Annotated in this window: 14 protein-coding genes and 1 pseudogene; 9 read left to right on the top strand and 6 right to left on the bottom strand. The window is 59.8% G+C overall.

The genetic code is table 11. The features are described 5' to 3' along the window. Window positions 1-198: 198 nt before the first annotated feature. Window positions 199-1086, bottom strand: a complete 888-nt coding sequence (locus tag D7241_RS06440; RefSeq protein ID WP_408100796.1) for a substrate-binding periplasmic protein — start codon at window positions 1084-1086, stop codon at window positions 199-201. A 5-nt stretch (window positions 1087-1091) separates the two neighbouring features. Beyond that, the gene (gene pedF / locus D7241_RS06435) at window positions 1092-1529 is read right to left on the bottom strand and encodes a cytochrome c-550 PedF (RefSeq protein ID WP_255975972.1); all 438 of its coding nucleotides are present in this window, start codon (window positions 1527-1529) and stop codon (window positions 1092-1094) included. A gap of 203 nt (window positions 1530-1732) precedes the next feature. On the opposite strand from pedF, the pseudogene D7241_RS06430 reads away from it, so the two are divergent. Together D7241_RS06430 and D7241_RS06425 are read left to right on the top strand one after the other, a co-directional pair. Then, window positions 1733-1861, top strand: a pseudogene (locus D7241_RS06430) (pentapeptide repeat-containing protein); the annotation flags it as partial. 101 nt (window positions 1862-1962) lie between these two features. Then, the gene (locus tag D7241_RS06425) at window positions 1963-2604 is read left to right on the top strand and encodes a 3'-5' exonuclease (protein ID WP_408101198.1); all 642 of its coding nucleotides are present in this window, start codon (window positions 1963-1965) and stop codon (window positions 2602-2604) included. 122 nt (window positions 2605-2726) lie between these two features. Here D7241_RS06425 and D7241_RS06420 read toward each other — a convergent pair whose 3' ends face one another. Beyond that, window positions 2727-3164, bottom strand: coding sequence for a copper-binding protein (locus D7241_RS06420; protein ID WP_408100795.1), 438 nt, complete (start codon window positions 3162-3164; stop codon window positions 2727-2729). A gap of 154 nt (window positions 3165-3318) precedes the next feature. Between D7241_RS06420 and D7241_RS06415 the strand changes: the two genes are divergently transcribed. The 6 genes from D7241_RS06415 to D7241_RS06390 all read left to right on the top strand — a co-directional run bounded on the left by D7241_RS06415 (window position 3319) and on the right by D7241_RS06390 (window position 8160). Next, window positions 3319-4512: an ABC transporter substrate-binding protein gene (locus tag D7241_RS06415; RefSeq protein WP_408100794.1), complete on the top strand. Its 1194-nt coding sequence runs from the start codon at window positions 3319-3321 to the stop codon at window positions 4510-4512. A 117-nt stretch (window positions 4513-4629) separates the two neighbouring features. Continuing rightward, a complete protein-coding gene (locus D7241_RS06410; RefSeq protein WP_408100793.1) occupies window positions 4630-5601 on the top strand; it encodes a YVTN family beta-propeller repeat protein in 972 nt (323 codons plus the stop codon). Then, window positions 5598-6326: an ABC transporter ATP-binding protein gene (locus tag D7241_RS06405; RefSeq protein WP_408100792.1), complete on the top strand. Its 729-nt coding sequence runs from the start codon at window positions 5598-5600 to the stop codon at window positions 6324-6326. Before D7241_RS06410 ends, D7241_RS06405 begins: the two co-directional genes overlap by 4 nt. A 43-nt stretch (window positions 6327-6369) precedes the next feature. Beyond that, window positions 6370-7161, top strand: coding sequence for an ABC transporter permease (locus D7241_RS06400; RefSeq protein WP_408100791.1), 792 nt, complete (start codon window positions 6370-6372; stop codon window positions 7159-7161). A 105-nt stretch (window positions 7162-7266) separates the two neighbouring features. Next, window positions 7267-7488, top strand: a complete 222-nt coding sequence (locus tag D7241_RS06395) for a hypothetical protein (protein WP_408100790.1) — start codon at window positions 7267-7269, stop codon at window positions 7486-7488. Window positions 7489-7494: 6 nt separating this feature from the next. Beyond that, complete coding sequence (locus D7241_RS06390) at window positions 7495-8160, top strand: response regulator (RefSeq protein WP_408100789.1); 666 nt, start codon at window positions 7495-7497, stop codon at window positions 8158-8160. 100 nt (window positions 8161-8260) lie between these two features. On the opposite strand, the gene nahK is transcribed toward D7241_RS06390, so the two are convergent. The 3 genes from nahK to D7241_RS06375 all read right to left on the bottom strand — a co-directional run bounded on the left by nahK (window position 8261) and on the right by D7241_RS06375 (window position 13387). Continuing rightward, window positions 8261-10909, bottom strand: a complete 2649-nt coding sequence (nahK, locus tag D7241_RS06385) for a hybrid sensor histidine kinase/response regulator NahK/ErcS' (protein ID WP_408100788.1) — start codon at window positions 10907-10909, stop codon at window positions 8261-8263. Continuing rightward, complete coding sequence (gene nosP, locus D7241_RS06380; protein WP_408101197.1) at window positions 10827-11966, bottom strand: nitric oxide-sensing protein NosP; 1140 nt, start codon at window positions 11964-11966, stop codon at window positions 10827-10829. The genes nahK and nosP overlap by 83 nt, the downstream gene beginning before the upstream one ends. Window positions 11967-12199: 233 nt before the next feature. After that, window positions 12200-13387, bottom strand: coding sequence for a porin (locus tag D7241_RS06375; protein ID WP_408100787.1), 1188 nt, complete (start codon window positions 13385-13387; stop codon window positions 12200-12202). Window positions 13388-13741: 354 nt separating this feature from the next. On the opposite strand from D7241_RS06375, the gene D7241_RS06370 reads away from it, so the two are divergent. Continuing rightward, window positions 13742-15904 carry a 4Fe-4S binding protein gene (locus D7241_RS06370; protein WP_408100786.1) on the top strand — a complete coding sequence of 721 codons (2163 nt, stop codon included), beginning with the start codon at window positions 13742-13744 and terminating at the stop codon, window positions 15902-15904. The last annotated feature ends 47 nt before the right edge of the window (window positions 15905-15951 follow it).

The following is a 15951-nucleotide window of genomic DNA, read 5'->3' as shown; positions in this document are numbered from 1 at the left end:
CTTTGCCAACAATTGCACCCAGTACCGATTTCACTCATCCCTTGGTAGCAATACCGCGCTGCAGGGCACGCTGGTCCACGATTGCAATGGCTTGGCCGGCTGAACGCGCCCATCTCTCGAGTGAATAAGTGCAGACGAAAAAACGCCGCAGATGCATGAGCACTTGCGGCGTGTCTGGTCCTTGCTGTCAGTTGCCGCTCAGTCAGCCTGATACAGCTCCGGCAGCTCGTAACGCAGTCCGTAGCTGGCGTATATCTTCTCGAGTTCATCTTCCTTGATCAGCCCTTCCAGTACGCCTTCGATGGCATAGGCCAATTGACGGTTGGATTCATGCACGGCCATGCCCAGCTCCCAGGCCTGCTTGCCCATGTTCGGGTAGGCGTTCTCGGCCAGCTTCAGATGACTGTCGTTGGCTTGGTGCAACATCCAATCGATTTCACCGCGCATCGCCATGGTGGCGTCTACTTCGCCAGCCTGCATGGCCGTGAAGGCCGCCTGTGCCGTTGGATAGTGATGAAGCATTTTGGCGATGCTGCCGTTGAACACGGACGACAAATAGAAGGACGGCACACTTTCCACTTCGACTCCGACCGGGTGGAAGCGGAACACACCCACGCTCGAAACCTCATCGATGCGCCGATCATCGTAGGCGGACTGCCAGCGTTCGCGCTGATAGGGACCGAACATCACTACCAGTTCGTTGATCAACTCGCCCAGCTCGTTCTGCTTGTAGGAGAACTCGCGGTCATAAGGCACGCGCATCATCACGTCGGCCAACACGTTCGGCCGCAAATAATGCCCTTTCCAGATGAAGTTGCGTAGGTCATCGTCGAGCGTCTCGTCCGGCGTGACCCACAGCACTTCGACTTTCAGGTTCAGCCCCGCTGCCAGTTTGCGCGCAAGGTCGGCGTCGACCCCGCGCACCTCGCCATCGACCATGTAGCTGTAGGGCGGGAAGTTTTCATACATCGCCACCTTGAGCACGCCCGAATCGATGATGTCGTCGAATGCACGCACCTTTACCACGTCCGCCTGGACCAGCGCGCACGAAAGTAACAGGCAGAGGCCCCCGAGCAACTGGCGCATGGTAATCACCGCTTGGCAGCTTCGCTTTCGATGTAAGTACGGATCGCCCAGAGCGCTTCCTGGCTGAGGTAATCGGCCATGCGTGGCATGTAGACGGCACCATCGCGAACCGCACCGTTGATCACCCGCTCCTTGTACCACTCGTCGCCGTCGTAGCTGGCTTCAAGGTCGCGCAGGTCCGGGGCTATACCACCAGAAATCGCCTCAAGGCCATGACAGCGGGCGCAGTTCTGATTGTATGCGGAGGCGCCGATTTCAATAGCTTTGGCGTTGTCTTCGTTCGGCGCACGATAGGGATTTTCTTCGACCCACTCTTCGCCTAAAGGGGCCAGCCCTTTGGTCTCGACTTTTTGTGGTGTGACGTCGCCATGAGCCATCGCCAACCCGGCAAAGCCGAAAAGTCCGACAGCGAAGAGAGCGCGCAATGAGGTTTTGTTATTCATGACTACCACCGTTGTTTTCGAGTACCTGAGCGAAGCAGCCCCGTTCGGAGCGCATGTCGGTCATCTTGGCGGTGGCGCTGTGATGGCAGAATCCTGCTTTGGTTGTCTGCACCTCCTCCCTTGGTAGTAGGGCCTCGTGCGGCTATTACGCGGCACCGAGGTAGCAAGGCGAAAACACAGGCCGGCTGGAAGTTTCCCTGCATCAGAGAGGCAAGCTCAACGACGCAAACCTCGCGAACGCGACCCTGGCTGGCGCGCGCCGATACTATGCAACCTTTCAAGGCACCTATATGGACGGTTGTCTCGGCTGTCCGGTGGACTGGGAAAAGTAATACCGGCGGATGCATCGAACCGGAGCGCCATGAGCTTTAATGAGGGATACGCGCTCCGTTTCCCAGGGCCGAAGATTACAGCGGCTTGAAGTGGAGGCCCTATCATCATACGTATCCCCCAGCTGACCGACCTCGATAGCCTGCCCCGCTTCGACGGCCTCGCGCTCGACCGAATTTTCACGCCTTCGACCCCAGCGGAATTCTCTCAGGCTGTCGACGACATCCTGGATTTCGCACAGATCGGCTTCGATACCGAATCCAAACCCACCTTCAAGGTTGGGGAAATTTCCAGCGGGCCACACCTCATTCAGTTCGCAACGTCGGAAAGGGCCTATCTGTTTCGGGTCGGGACACCTGATTGCGCCGAAGCCGCCAAGCGGGTGCTGGAAACGGACCGAGTATTGAAAGTCGGATTCGGGCTGGCGTCCGACCGCAGCCGTCTACGCACCCGGTTGGAAATCGAATTGCGGCACAGCGTCGATCTGGGGTCGGCTTTGAGATATCACGGCAAGAAGGGTCAGGTCGGGCTTCGCGGTGCAGTCGCGGCGCTGCTGGGTGCCGGTATTGGCAAGTCGCGCAGCGTATCGACATCCAACTGGGCGAACAAAAAACTGACCGAAGCGCAGCAGCGTTATGCCGCTAACGATGCCTATGCCGCGTTGATGGTATTTCTAGCGCTGGATGCGCAGTCGCAAGCGTCATTAATGGATCGGACGACTTCAGCATCTGGAAAGCAGCGGTAAGAAGGCGTTGCGGCCTGATAGCCTCCGGCCTCTATACCGCGTGGCTGTATGACAACAAAGGGAGCCGGGTGGCTAACCGCCCGGTGGGACTGCCGCGCAGGCCTGGGTTCAAGGCGAGCGCGTCACTTCACCACGAACCGGCCTTCCATCCCTTTGTTTTGCAGGCCCTTACAGTAGAACGCGTAGGTGCCCGACTTGACCGGCAAGAAGAAGATCTCCGCCTCGCCTGCCTCTTCGAACTCCAGCTCGACCAGCGTGATCGCCTTGATTTCCACACCACCGGCCTCGACCTTGCGCAGGAAAATCGACTTGGCGAACTCCGGCGCCTGGAACGCGCACTCCTTCTGCCCGTCGGTGATGACCTTGAGCTGGTAGGCAACGCCGGTTTCCAGCTGGTATTCCTTCTGCGAGACCGCGTAATCGGTCTCCTCGGAGCCGAACTTGAGGTCAGGCAGCGACTGGGTTCGCAACGTCAAATCACCCGTCGCGTGAGCATGATCGAAGCCGATCAGGCTGCCGATGAATAGCAAATTGAGCGCCAGGGCTTTGAATGGAGGCATAGGGGTCTGCTCGTTATTGTTATCGGTGGGCCTATCCTATGAGCGGCCGCGGGACGCTTGTTTACTACCTTGGTACACAGCGACTGGTACTTTCTGCATATTTCCCCACCCCGCCATGGTTCCTATGCTGGCCGCAACGCCATAGGAGCTGCCCATGCGCCATTTCGTACAACGAGCCGGCTACCTCATCGCCCTCGCCTGCGCCCCGCTTGTTGCCACCGCTGCGCCGACGCCCGGCGAGACGTTGTCGGTGCGGATCGGGTATCTGGGTTACCGCCCGGATCCGGGACCGCTGCTCTCCAACGTGATTCCCGAGCCAACCGATGCCGGGCAGCGTGGCGCCGAGTTGGCCATCATCGACAGCAACACCACCGGACGTTTTCTTAAGCACAGCTACACGCTGAAAATCACCAACAGCGATACCCCCGAGCAACTCCTCGAAGACGCACGTCAGCTGCATCGGGACGGCTTGCGTTTATTCGTAGTAAACGCACCGGCCGGGAGCTTGCGCCAGCTCGCCGAGGCAATGCCCGACAGCCTGCTCATCAATGCAGGCAGCGCCAGCGACGAACTGCGCACTACGAGCTGTCTCGCCAACGTGCTGCATACCCTGCCCAGCCGCAGCATGCTGGCGGATGCCTTGGCTCAGTTTCTCGCCGTACGCCGCTGGAACCGCTGGCTTTTGATCAGCGGCCCGACGCCAGAGGATCAGGCCTATGCAGAGGCACTGCGGCGCGCAGCCAAGCGCTTCGGTCACAAAATCATCGAAGAGAAGCCTTGGTCCTTCGATAACGATCAGCGCCGTACTGCCCAGGCGGACATGCCGCTGTTCACCCAAGCCGACGACTACGACGTGGTGGTGGTTGCGGATGAGCGCGGCGATTTCGGCGAGTACGTGCCCTATCACACTTGGCTGCCGCGCCCGGTAGTCGGCACGCAAGGCATGACCCCGACCGGCTGGCACAAGACGGTCGAGACCTATGGCGCCGCGCAGCTGCAAAAGCGTTTCGAAGCGCACGCCAATCGCTGGATGAATGACCGCGACTTTGCCGCCTGGATTGGCGTGCGCAGCCTGGCCACCGCGATCACCAAACTCGGCGTGACCGACCCGCATGCTATTCGTCAGGTCTCGTTGAGCGACACCCTGCCGGTGGATGGCTTCAAGGGCCGCAAACTCACCTTCCGCCCCTGGAATGGCCAGCTGCGTCAGCCGATTCCACTGGTGCATCCGCGCGGGCTGGTTTCCAACTCGCCGCAGGATGGTTTCCTGCATCCCACAAGCGAGCTGGACACGCTCGGCTTCGACCGACCGGAAAGTGAATGCCGGCTGAGCGAGGCGAAATCATGATCACCTTCCGCCGCCTCACAGCGGTGCTGTCCGCGGCGATCAGGACGCATATGCCGATGAGTTGGCGTTGCGCTGAATCACGCTACCGAGCCTGCACAACAACAAGAGAACCTCAGAATGCCCAGAACACTTCTTGCCGCCGCCATCTCCTGTGGTTTGACTTGCGTGAGCGTTTCCGCGTTGTCCGCCACCGCGTACGTCTCCAATGAAAAGGACGACACCATCAGCGTGATCGACCTGAACAGCCTGGAAACGGTCGAGACGCTTGAAGTCGGCCAGCGGCCGCGCGGCCTGACGCTGTCCCACGACAACAAGCTGCTCTACATCTGCGCCAGCGACTCGGACACGGTTCAGGTCATGGACCTGGCGACACGCCGAATCATCAAGCAACTACCATCTGGGGCCGACCCTGAGCAGTTCGCGCTGCACCCGAACAATAAATGGCTGTACATCTCCAACGAGGACGATGCCCTGGTCACCGTGGTCGACGTCGACAATGAGGAAGTGCTGGCGCAGATCGACGTAGGCGTCGAGCCCGAGGGCATGGCCGTGAGCCCGGATGGCAAATGGGCGGTGAACACCAGTGAAACCACGAACATGCTGCACTGGATCGACACGTCCACGAATGCGCTGGTGGACAACACGCTGGTCGATCAACGCCCGCGTCACGTCGAGTTCAGCAAAGACAGCAAGGTCCTTTGGTCGTCATCGGAAATCGGCGGCACGGTCAGCGTGGTCGACGTCGAGCAGCGACAGATCCTCAAGACGCTGGACTTTCAGATCAAGGGTGTGCATCGGGACAAGGTCCAGCCGGTCGGAGTCAAGCTCAGCTCAGACGGCAAGTACGCCTTCATCGCTCTCGGCCCCGCTAACCACATTGCTGTTGTCGATGCGAAAACCTACGAGGTGCTCGATTACCTGCTGGTTGGCCGGCGTGTCTGGCACATGGCATTCAACCTCGACGAGAGCCATCTGCTGACGACCAATGGTGTGAGCGGCGACGTCTCGGTCATCGACGTGGGTACGCTCAAGGTGGTCAAGTCGATCAAGGTCGGCCGCTATCCTTGGGGTGTGGTGGTTGCGCCATGACTGCCCTGCTGCTTGATAACGTCAGCTTCGCCTATGGTCCGCGTCAGGCCTTGCAGGATGTCAGTTTCAGCGCCGCAGCAGGATGTTTCACCGCCCTGCTAGGCCCGAACGGCGCAGGTAAATCCACGCTGATTGCGCTCCTCACGCGACTTTACGATCTGCAGCAGGGACATATCCAAGTTGCCGGATATAGCCTGCGCGATCAGCCGCGCAAAGCGCTTCGCCGCCTCGGCGTGGTATTCCAGCAGAGCACGTTGGATTTGGACCTCAGCGTCGAACAGAACCTGCGCTACCACGCTGCGCTGCATGGGATGCCACGAAAGCTAGCGAACGACCGTATCGAGCTGGAACTGGACCGCCAGCAACTCGGTGAGCGACGCAAGAGCAAAGTCCGCGAGCTCAACGGCGGTCACCGTCGACGTGTCGAGATCGCCCGCGCGCTGCTGCACGAGCCCAGCCTGCTACTCCTCGACGAAGCCAGTGCCGGACTCGATCCGGCCAGCCGCCAAGCGCTTAATGACCACGTCCGCCAGCTTTGTCGCAATGAAGGCATGAGCGTGCTCTGGACAACGCACCTGCTCGATGAAGTCCGCGCCGACGACGATCTGCTGATCCTCAATCGTGGAAACCTGGCCGCCCAGGGCCGTGCCGATGTGTTGTCCGCCGTGGATGGCAGCCTGGAACAGACGTTTAGCCGCCTGACCCACCAGCCGGCCGCAGCCTGATGCGCCTGCGCCCTGCCCCTCAGCCACTCTTGGAGCATGACTCATGACTGCCTATTGGGAATGCCTGTGTGCCATCGTCTGGCGCGAGTGGCTGCGTTTCGTCCAGCAACGCTCACGGTTCTTCAGCGCATTGGTGCGGCCGCTGTTGTGGCTGGTGGTGTTTGCGGCCGGTTTCCGCGCGGCGCTGGGCATCGCGATCATCGAGCCGTACGACACATACATCACTTACGAAACCTACATCGTGCCTGGCCTGGCCTGCATGATCCTGTTGTTCAACGGGATGCAAGGTTCGCTCTCGATGGTCTATGACCGCGAAATGGGCAGCATGCGCGTGCTGCTGACCAGCCCGTTGCCGCGCGGTTTCCTGCTCGCCAGCAAGCTCTTGGCGACCGCGCTGATTTCACTCCTGCAGGTCTATGCGTTTCTTCTTGTGGCCTGGCTCTACGGAGTGCAGCCACCCGCAGCGGGCCTGCTTGCGGTATTGCCTGCATTGCTGTTGGTGGCGCTGTTGCTCAGCGCGTTGGGACTGTTGCTCTCAAACGGTATCCGTCAGCTGGAGAATTTTGCCGGGGTGATGAATTTCGTCATCTTCCCCATGTTCTTCTTGTCCTCGGCGCTATATCCGCTGTGGAAAATGCGTGACGCCAATGAATGGCTGTACTGGATCTGCTCGTTCAACCCCTTCACCTTTGCGGTCGAACTGGTGCGCTATGCGCTGTACGAGCGATTTAATCCGATGGCGCTAGCGATCTGCTTCGGCCTGACCCTGCTGTTCAGCTTGCTCGCCGTGCTGAGCTTCAATCCGCAACACGCCGCGTTGCGGCGAACGGCCTGAGCGAGTCTCTACTACTTTGGTACTGGTTTTCCTGTCGATTGTAGGATTTCAAAACAGCGCTCATTGCTCTGTAATGTGGCCGACCGAAGTACTGGAAAGCGGAAGATGACAAGTCTGCCGGTGTTGTTGCTGATTGCAGCCAAGTGGGAGGCACCTAAGGGCGTATCCCATCGTTTCGGCATTGAACGTTACCGATGCAGCATTCTGCGCGCCGCCGTGACCTACCCGCCTGAAACTGGTTCGACGCAACGCGCCACCGATCATCCGCTGTCGCACAGGACGAAGCGCTACCCGATCCACCCCACCATAATCACAACAATGAGGTGACCGGCCATGCACAAGATATTGATCGCTGATGACCATCCGCTGTTTCGCGAAGCCATCCACAACGTCATTCAGGATGGCTTTCCGGGCAGTGAAATTCTTGAAACTGCCGACCTCGACAGCGCATTGGCGATGACGCTGGAACACGACGATCTGGATCTGGTGCTGCTGGACCTGAACATGCCCGGCATGCATGGGCTCAACGGCCTGATCAACCTGCGCAACGAGGCGCCGACCATTCCGGTAGTGATCGTCTCCGCCGAGCAGGATAAGCAGATCGTGTTACAGGCAATCACCTATGGCGCTTGCGGTTTCATCACCAAATCTTCGCCGCGCACGCAGATGACCGAGGCCATTGAGCAGATTCTCAACGGCAGCGTCTATCTGCCCTCGGATATTATCCGCAGCCAAAACGCCAATACTCGCCGCTCTCAGCATCACGAACAGAGCATCCCGCCGGAGCTGCTACAGGCGCTGACGCGCAAGCAGTTGCTAGTGCTGGAACGGATGACCAAAGGCGAATCGAACAAGCAGATCGCTTACAACCTCGACATTGCCGAAACCACGGTCAAGGCCCATGTCTCGGCGATCCTGCGCAAGCTCAACGTGCACAACCGCGTGCAGGCGATCCTGTCTGCTGGCGATATCGACTTCGCGGCCTATCTGCGTCGTTGATCCTCACCCCGTAAAAGCATTCGCGAGCAAGCTCGCTCCTACAAGGGCAACGTAGGTCGTAGGAGCAAGCTTGCTCGCGAACAGCGCTGGGCGGACCGGCTCAAGCGTGCCCCTGTTCCATCATGTGACACATGGCCGTTTTCAGCTTCATGGGGCGCACCGGCTTATGCATCAGCATGTGGCCCAGCTCCCTGACCTTTTGCTTGAGTTCGTTGCTGTAGTTGGCGGTGATCATTAGCGCCGGTAGTGGGCTGGCGCGACGGGCATTGACCGTGGCGACCACATCGACCCCATTGCAGCCGTTATCCAGATGGTAATCGGCGATGATCAGGTCGGCGTCAGCGTGGAAGTTGTCGACCTGGCCGGCCAGGTCTTCTTCGGACAGGGCGGTGGTCACGGCGCAACCCCAGCCTTCGAGCAAGGTGCGCATACCGGCACAGATCGCAGTGTCGTTGTCGAGCACCCAGACCCGCGCGCCCTTGAGCTTTTCCAGCAAGAGATCGGTGGTTGCGGGCTCCACCTGGGCTTTCGGTGCGCGCTTGGACAATGGGACCTCGATGGCAAATACCGAACCACGCCCCGGTTGCGAGCGCACCATAATGCGGTGGCCGAGCATGCGGGCGATCTTTTCGACGATGGCCAGCCCCAACCCAAGCCCTCGGTCCTGGTTGGGCCGCACGCCCTCGCCTCGCTTGAATTCCTGGAACACCTCCTCCAGCTTGTCTTCGGCGATCCCCACGCCGGTGTCCCAAACCTCGATCGACAGGCTTTGACGTCGACGGCGGCAACCGAGCAGCACACGGCCTTCGGGCGTATAGCGAATCGCATTGGTGAGCAGATTGCGCAATATCCGGGCGAGCAGCTGGATGTCGCTGCGCACCAGCGCCGAGCACGGGATGAAGTCCAGTTGCAGCCGCTCGCTGCCTGCAATCTGCCGGAACTCTACGGCAAGATTTTCCAGCAGCTCGCTGACGGCAAAGGGCGCGATATCCGGCTTGATCACGCCCGCGTCGAGCTTGGAAATATCCACCAAGGTGCCGAGCAGATTCTCCACGTCTTCCAGGGAATTGCTGATATTGCGGATCAGCCCGCCGCTAGGTGCCGCAGGCTGTTCCATTAGCGCACTGGTAAATAGCCGCGCCGCGTTGAGCGGCTGTAGCAGGTCGTGGCTCACCGCGGCGAGAAACTTGGTCTTCGACAGATTGGCCAGTTCGGCCTCGCGCTTGGCTTCGCGCAGTCGCGCCTCGGCGTGCGCGCGCTCGTCGATTTCGCAGAGCAGCTGTTCGTTCAGGCTGGTCAGCTCCGCGGTCCGTTCGCGCACCCGCTGTTCGAGATTCTGATAGGCCTGATGCAGCGCTTCGGCGGTGCGCCGACGGTCGGTGATGTCCTGAATCAGCACGAAGATGCCCGCCGCTTCGCCGTTAGGCTGCCGATTCGGCACGTAGGAGCGCAGCATGTAGCGCTGCTGACCGGCATGGTTGTGCTCGGCCATTTCGAAACTGACGCTTTCTCCAGACATGGCCCGGTCGATATAGGGCTCGAGCTGCTGCCAGTGCTCACCACTGTGGATCTCGGGCAGGCACTGGCCGAGCATGCCGTCGCTGGGCCAGCGATACCATTCCTCGTACACCTTGTTGGTGAATTCGTAGGTCAGGTCTGCCGACACATAGGCGATCAACGCCGGCACGTGGTCGGTGATCAGGCGTATCCAGCGTTCGCTTTCACGCAGCGCCTCAGCGTGCCGGTAGCGCTCGGTGATGTCGGTGAATGTGTTGACGAAGCCGCCGGTGGGCAACGGATGGGTGCGTATCTCCAGCGTACGGCCGTCGAATAGATGTTGTTCGAGTTCGGCCAGCGGCAGGCCGTCGGTGTCGCGTGTGTTGGGCGTCAGCAGCTTGAGCTCGCTGTCGGCCATGACCTCTTCGAACGGCCTATGCGCCTCGATCGGCGCCAGGCCGCAAAGCTCAAGAAAGCGACGATTCCAGAGCTCCAGCCCTCCGTCGGCGCTGACCATGGCGACGCCCTGGGACAGGTTGTCCACGGCGCGCTGCAGCAATCGGGACTTCTGCGCCAACGCCTGTTCGCGGCGCATGGTTTCGCTGACCTTGACCTCGGTAATGTCGGTGTAGAGCATCACCAGCCCGCCTTCGCGGGTCGCGCGTTCGCTGACCTGCACCCAGCGGCCGTTGTGCAGACGGTAAACGGTGGGCTCTTTGCCCTTGCCGCGATGCTCCTCCGCGATCAGGCCGCTGCTTTCGGCCAACCGCCGCACTTCGGCTAGCCGGGTGCCGCTGTTGATACGTACGCGAGTGCGGCTCCAGAGGGATTTGAAGCGCTTGTTGAACAGCACGATGCGCTGGTCTTTGTCGAACAGGACAAAGGCGTCGGAGATGCTTTCGATGGCATCGACCAAGTGCTGATGCGCGGTTTCGGCCCGTAATCGCGCGTCGCTGAGCAGTCGATTGCTGGCTTTCAGTTCGGCCATCGCCTGGTTCAACGCGTCGGTGCGCTCGCGCACCTGCTCGGCCAGTTCGACCGAATGCTGAAACGCGGCATAAGAGGCATCGCGCCCCGTGCCGCTGGATTCGATGCGCTCGATGAGCGCTGCGTTGATACGGCGCAGCTTGTCGTTCTCGCGCTCGAGTTCGATCTGCCGCTCCAGCAGTTCAGCGAGCACTCTTTTCTCCAGCCCGCCCTCCAGGCCGACCGATGGCGACACCGGTGAAGGTCTGGTTGATGTGCATGCCATTGAACTGCTCTCCGTAGGTGTTGAAACCGATCACCTGTTGGCGTCGGAGAAAGGCGGACGTCTGCTCGGTAGTCCCCTCGGTCTCGATTTCCAGCCGTCGCAAGAAGCAATCGCACCCTATGGTCAGCAAAGGCGCGCCCAACCGCTGTTCGAGGCGTTCGAACAGCGTTTCAAGATTGGGCATCAGCGGTCCGGGGCGCATGGCCGTAAGAACAATGCCGTTCTCCACCGCGCAATAGAACGTCAGGCTGAGGTCGTCATTGACCTTCTGAATCGAACGCACGTAGTACTGCTCGTTAATGCGCACAGCGAGCGGGTGTGCGGCGAACAACCGGTGGTCAAGGTCACTGACATTCACGCCGATCAGCCGGGCGTATTCCTCGGCAGCGGGTTCTGCGTTCAGTTCGTAGACGCGACGAGCGTTGCTGTCGGCGTGTGTCACCACCAGTTTGTCGTTGCGCGGCAGCATGTGGTGGGTGGTGAACACCTCGAAATCCAGCCAGGTATTGACCAGCACCACGATGGCCGCGCCGCTGTGGAACCTGCCGTCGTAATAGACGTGGGTATCGGTCAGATGGTTGTCATCGCCGGCCGAGCCGCCGAAATGCGGAATGCTGCCAAACGCAGCGCTCAACGCCGCCAGGACGATTTCCTCGCGGCTCGATAAGCCATCGAGCAGGGTCATCGCGAAACTGTGGCCCTTGATCGGCGCCAACGAGTTGCTGCGACAAACATTGCCCAGACGTTCCACCAACTGCTGGGCGTCGATCAGGCTGAAGCGATCCATCTCGACGATCAGTTCGCTGGCAATGGAGAAACTGCGGTGATCGAAGCCAATGGCTGTCACGCAGCTGCGGCCATAGCCTTGCGAGGTGATTTCTCCCGCCGAGGTGCAGCCCACCACACGCACGCCGCCGAAGTACTGCTGCAGCGCATCGCCCAGCGCCGGAAGGTCGTATTCGGCCGAACAGAAGAACAGCACGAATCCGAGATGCGGATGGATCAGCTGGCGCGCCAGATCCTGCGCCACCGTTTCGACGTTACGGGCCTCTGACATCGCTGTGCGTATCACTTCGGATTCTTGCTCGACCACGCACCGCACCCCATCAACCGTTTCGTATGTCCTCATTCTTAGTCAGGGCATAGGGCTCGGAAATGCTACTTCAGTACCGGCGGCGACCTGCCAAGGTAGCAAAGCGGCGAAAGAGTGCAGGCTCGGCGCGCCTAGCTTCATCGAACCAAAAAAGCGGACGCCCGAAGAGGCGTCCGCCTGGATGTTGCAGGCTGCGCTTAGAAGCTCAGCGCGGCGCCTATGGCGTAGGTACGGGTGTCCTCGTCGAGGGCGTCGGTGTCCCGCCCCCTCAGCTCGAACTGGTTCAATTCGGCAACCAACTTCAGGTTGTCGTTGATGGTACGGAAGTAGGCGATACCACGGGTTTCGTAATCGGCAGCGGTGCCCAGACCATTGCCATCATCTTTGGTCTTGCCGGTAGACAGGGCAATGCGGTTCTTGCCAAAGGTGTAGGAGCCCTGAAGCAGGTAGCCGTCGCTATCCACGTCACGAAGCTGCGCTTCGCCAGCGTTGTTGGTATAGAACGGGTTGATGCCTTCGGCCTGGAAACCCGAGGCGGTGACGGAGAATGCGCCCATTTTCGCCTGGATACCGTAGCCGATGCCCTTGGAGTCGACTTCATCGACACTGCTGTCGGTGTTCTTGGATGTCTGCTGCATGCCGTTGACCCAGGAGTAAATCTTGGCCCCGGCGAGATCGAACTGGTAAGTGATCTCGGTCTCGAAGCGTGGACTGTCCTGGTAGGCCTCATCCAGTGCGCTGCTGGCGTCATCCGTGGTGTCGACCGGATCCATGATGCCGGCGGCAATACGTAGGCCGCTCATGACCGGCGAGCGATAGGTGATCTGCGAGGTCGGGAACGGGTACGGATAGCCTGTGCCGATATTGCCGAACGAAACACCGCCGAAATCGACCAGCCCCAGAGTGTCGCTGACCTGGCCATATCCGGTGAGCATTTCGTCCAGAAAAATGTTCGATCGACCAAAAAGACCGAAGTCTTTACCGAAGAGCACCTCGCCCCATTGGCCGCTGGACGCCGTACCGTAGAATTGGCGAACGTCGATGCCAGTCTCGGTGGCATTGGTGTCGCTGTCGTTGATCGTTACCCAGAAGGACGAGCGACCACCGACCTTCAGGTCATCGAGCTGCTTGCTGAAGTTGAAGCCGATGTAATTGGGTAGAAAGCCCATTTTCACACGGGACTGGTCCCGGTCGAATTGCTCCCCGGCACGATCCACGTCGCTGCTGACATAAAACGTGTTGAAATAGCCGTCGACAGCGAACGTGGTGTCATCCTTTTCGTAAAGCATGATTTCGGCGACAGCCGACTGGCTCAGGGTCATCGCAATCGCGCTGGCCAGGGCCAACGGCATTAGGGTGGTAACTGCTTTCTTCTTGTTGTGCATGGCGCTCTCCGCTGATGTGACGACGGGCAGTCGTGTCGAGGCGGATTATCGAAAGCACAGCGGGTCGGCCATACACTGCGATGGCGGCGATTGGCTACTGCTTTGGCTGCGATTGCCGTCTTGCGCTGTAAGCAGGTGACAGTCGAGCCGGAAGGAGCAGCGCTTAGGTAGTACGCCGTCGCGCTTTGGATGTAATAAGCATCACGTCATACCTGGTCCGCATGACGGCCGTGCCAGCGTGGCTAGCAGACGAGGTTATTAGACTGAAGTGCTGCCATTTCAATCATCAAGTCGCATGGCGGCGGGGCAAGCGCTGGATAGCATGGGCGTATAAGAATACGTCTAGAGGCATCTATGAAACGCAGCGCCGACCGCCTATCGCGCTTGCTACTGATGGTATGCGTGCTCGCCAGCCCGGCGCTTTTCGCCCAAGCGCTGGATACGCAAATCCGGGAGCTGTTTCCCAAGGCCACTCGTATCGAGCCGAAGCAGGACAACCCGCCGGTGCACAGCGTCTATCAGCTCGACGAATTGCTTGGCTACGCCTTCGAGTCCACTGACTACTCCAACCTGCAGGGGTTCTCCGGTAAGCCGATACGGCTGTTGATCGGCATGGACACCGAGGGCGTCCTCGCCGGCGTCACGGTGCTGGAACACCATGAACCGGTCTTCTTGCATGGACTTGGCGAGCAGTCGCTGTTCGATTTCGTCGAGCAATACCGGAAGACGTCGATCGGCAAACCAATCGTGGTGGGCGGGCAGAGTGCGGCGGGCGCAAGCGATTCGGTGACCCGCATCGACGGAGTGAGCAAGGCAACCGTGTCAGTGGTGATTCTCAACGAAACCGTCCTGCTGTCAGCCTTGGGCGTCGCGCGCAAGCTGCTCGAAGGCTTCGCCAGTGGTCCCTTGGCCACTGCAAAAACCGACCTCTATGAACCGCTCGACTGGTCGCAGCTACTCGAAAGCGGATATCTCCAGCACTGGACCATCAGTCGCGACGAGGTAGAACAGGCCCTTGGGCCACTCGATCGTTATCTGGAGATCAAGGCTGGAAACGACGCGCCGTTCAGCGACCTCTATTTCGCTTACCTGAATGCACCGAGCATCGGCCGCAACCTGCTCGGCGAGGCCGGTTTCGCCAAGCTCAACGAAGAATTGAAGCCCAACGAACAGGCCGTGCTGGTGCTGTCTTCGGGTATGTACCTCCATGTGCCGGACGACTTCGTGCCCGCCACAGCACCGAGTCGCCTGGTACTGATGCAGAACGACCACGCCATCGAACTGCACGACATGAATTTCAACAATGGCGCGGTGATGGAGATGCTCGACATCCCGCTCGATGGTTTCGAGGCGAACGTCTTCCGCATCAAGGCGCATAACGCCTTCAACCCCGCAGAGCCTGCCGGGTTACGTTTGAACGTGAACCTGCGGCGCAACCCTCTTGTGGAAAGCAACACGCATTTCATGCGGCATTTCCAGCTCGACCGCGACCTTTTCGATATCGAAAAAGCGCAGATCGCGGCCGAGCCGACGCCCATCTGGCTACGCATGTGGCAGGAGCGCTGGTGGCAGACCAGCCTGCTTGGCCTGTCGCTGCTTGTGCTGACCTGCGTATTCATCTGGCAACATCGCGTCAGCAGGCATAGCCGTGGCTTTCACCTATTTCGGGCCGGCTTTCTCTTGTTCACTCTGGCGTTCGTTGGCCTTTACGCCCAGGGTCAGCTGTCGGTGGTAAATATCTTCACCATGTTCCTGGCGCTGGGGAAGGATTTCGATATCCGTGTGTTTCTAATGGATCCGGTGATCTTCGTCCTCTGGAGCTTCACTTTTGTCAGCCTGTTCATCTGGGGCCGCGGGGTGTTCTGCGGCTGGCTCTGTCCGTTCGGCGCGCTACAGGAAATGTTCGGTTGGGTGGCCAAGCGTCTACGCATCCGTCAGTGGAAAGTGTCCGATCGCCTTCATCTGCGCCTGCAATGGCTGAAATACTTGATCCTCATCGGGCTGGTGCCGGTGGCCTTCTACTCGCTGACGCTGGCCGAGCGGCTCGCTGAGGTGGAGCCGTTCAAGACCAGCATCACGCTGTTCTTCGTGCGGTCCTGGCCGTTCGTGCTTTACGCGGTGATCCTGCTCGGGCTCGGCCTGTTCGTGCATAAATTCTACTGCCGATACGTCTGCCCGCTGGGCGCCGGGCTAGCAATGCTCGGCAGATTTCATCTGTTTTCATGGCTCAAGCGCATCGACGCCTGTGGCCAGCCCTGCCAGTATTGCAAGAATCATTGCGAGATCGGGGCGATCAAGCGCGACGGGGGCATCGACTATGACGAATGCATCCAGTGCCTGGAGTGCATCGTCATTCTTAATAACGATGACCAGTGTGTCGCGACCATCAGTGCGCGAAAAAAGGCGGAGAAGGCCGGGCGGCATCCTGGCAGCGAGCTGATCGCCACTGACGCCATGGAGCCCACCCCAGCGTCCTCAGCAGACCTTGTAGAGGGAACAGGAATACACGTTCAATAGCATCAACAAGGTTGACCTTTTCAGCGACAAGCACGGCGTCTGCTCAG

The sequence above is a fragment of the Stutzerimonas sp. VN223-3 genome (assembly GCF_045999685.1).
GTDB classification, from domain to species: domain Bacteria; phylum Pseudomonadota; class Gammaproteobacteria; order Pseudomonadales; family Pseudomonadaceae; genus Stutzerimonas; species Stutzerimonas stutzeri_AR.
The sequence above is the reverse complement of the archived record's forward strand: the minus strand, read 5'-3'. Positions and strand labels throughout refer to the sequence as shown.

Excerpts from the sequence above, each read along its gene's own strand:
- D7241_RS06370 (WP_408100786.1), top strand. The coding sequence starts at position 13,742 with ATGAAACGCAGCGCCGACCGCCTATCGCGCTTGCTACTGATGGTATGC.
- D7241_RS06415 (WP_408100794.1), top strand. The coding sequence starts at position 3,319 with ATGCGCCATTTCGTACAACGAGCCGGCTACCTCATCGCCCTCGCCTGC.
- D7241_RS06400 (WP_408100791.1), top strand. The coding sequence starts at position 6,370 with ATGACTGCCTATTGGGAATGCCTGTGTGCCATCGTCTGGCGCGAGTGG.
- nahK (WP_408100788.1), bottom strand. The coding sequence starts at position 10,909 with ATGGCATGCACATCAACCAGACCTTCACCGGTGTCGCCATCGGTCGGC.
- pedF (WP_255975972.1), bottom strand. The coding sequence starts at position 1,529 with ATGAATAACAAAACCTCATTGCGCGCTCTCTTCGCTGTCGGACTTTTC.
- D7241_RS06440 (WP_408100796.1), bottom strand. The coding sequence starts at position 1,086 with ATGCGCCAGTTGCTCGGGGGCCTCTGCCTGTTACTTTCGTGCGCGCTG.
- nosP (WP_408101197.1), bottom strand. The coding sequence starts at position 11,966 with ATGTCAGAGGCCCGTAACGTCGAAACGGTGGCGCAGGATCTGGCGCGC.
- D7241_RS06420 (WP_408100795.1), bottom strand. The coding sequence starts at position 3,164 with ATGCCTCCATTCAAAGCCCTGGCGCTCAATTTGCTATTCATCGGCAGC.
- D7241_RS06405 (WP_408100792.1), top strand. The coding sequence starts at position 5,598 with ATGACTGCCCTGCTGCTTGATAACGTCAGCTTCGCCTATGGTCCGCGT.
- D7241_RS06390 (WP_408100789.1), top strand. The coding sequence starts at position 7,495 with ATGCACAAGATATTGATCGCTGATGACCATCCGCTGTTTCGCGAAGCC.
- D7241_RS06375 (WP_408100787.1), bottom strand. The coding sequence starts at position 13,387 with ATGCACAACAAGAAGAAAGCAGTTACCACCCTAATGCCGTTGGCCCTG.
- D7241_RS06395 (WP_408100790.1), top strand. The coding sequence starts at position 7,267 with ATGACAAGTCTGCCGGTGTTGTTGCTGATTGCAGCCAAGTGGGAGGCA.
- D7241_RS06410 (WP_408100793.1), top strand. The coding sequence starts at position 4,630 with ATGCCCAGAACACTTCTTGCCGCCGCCATCTCCTGTGGTTTGACTTGC.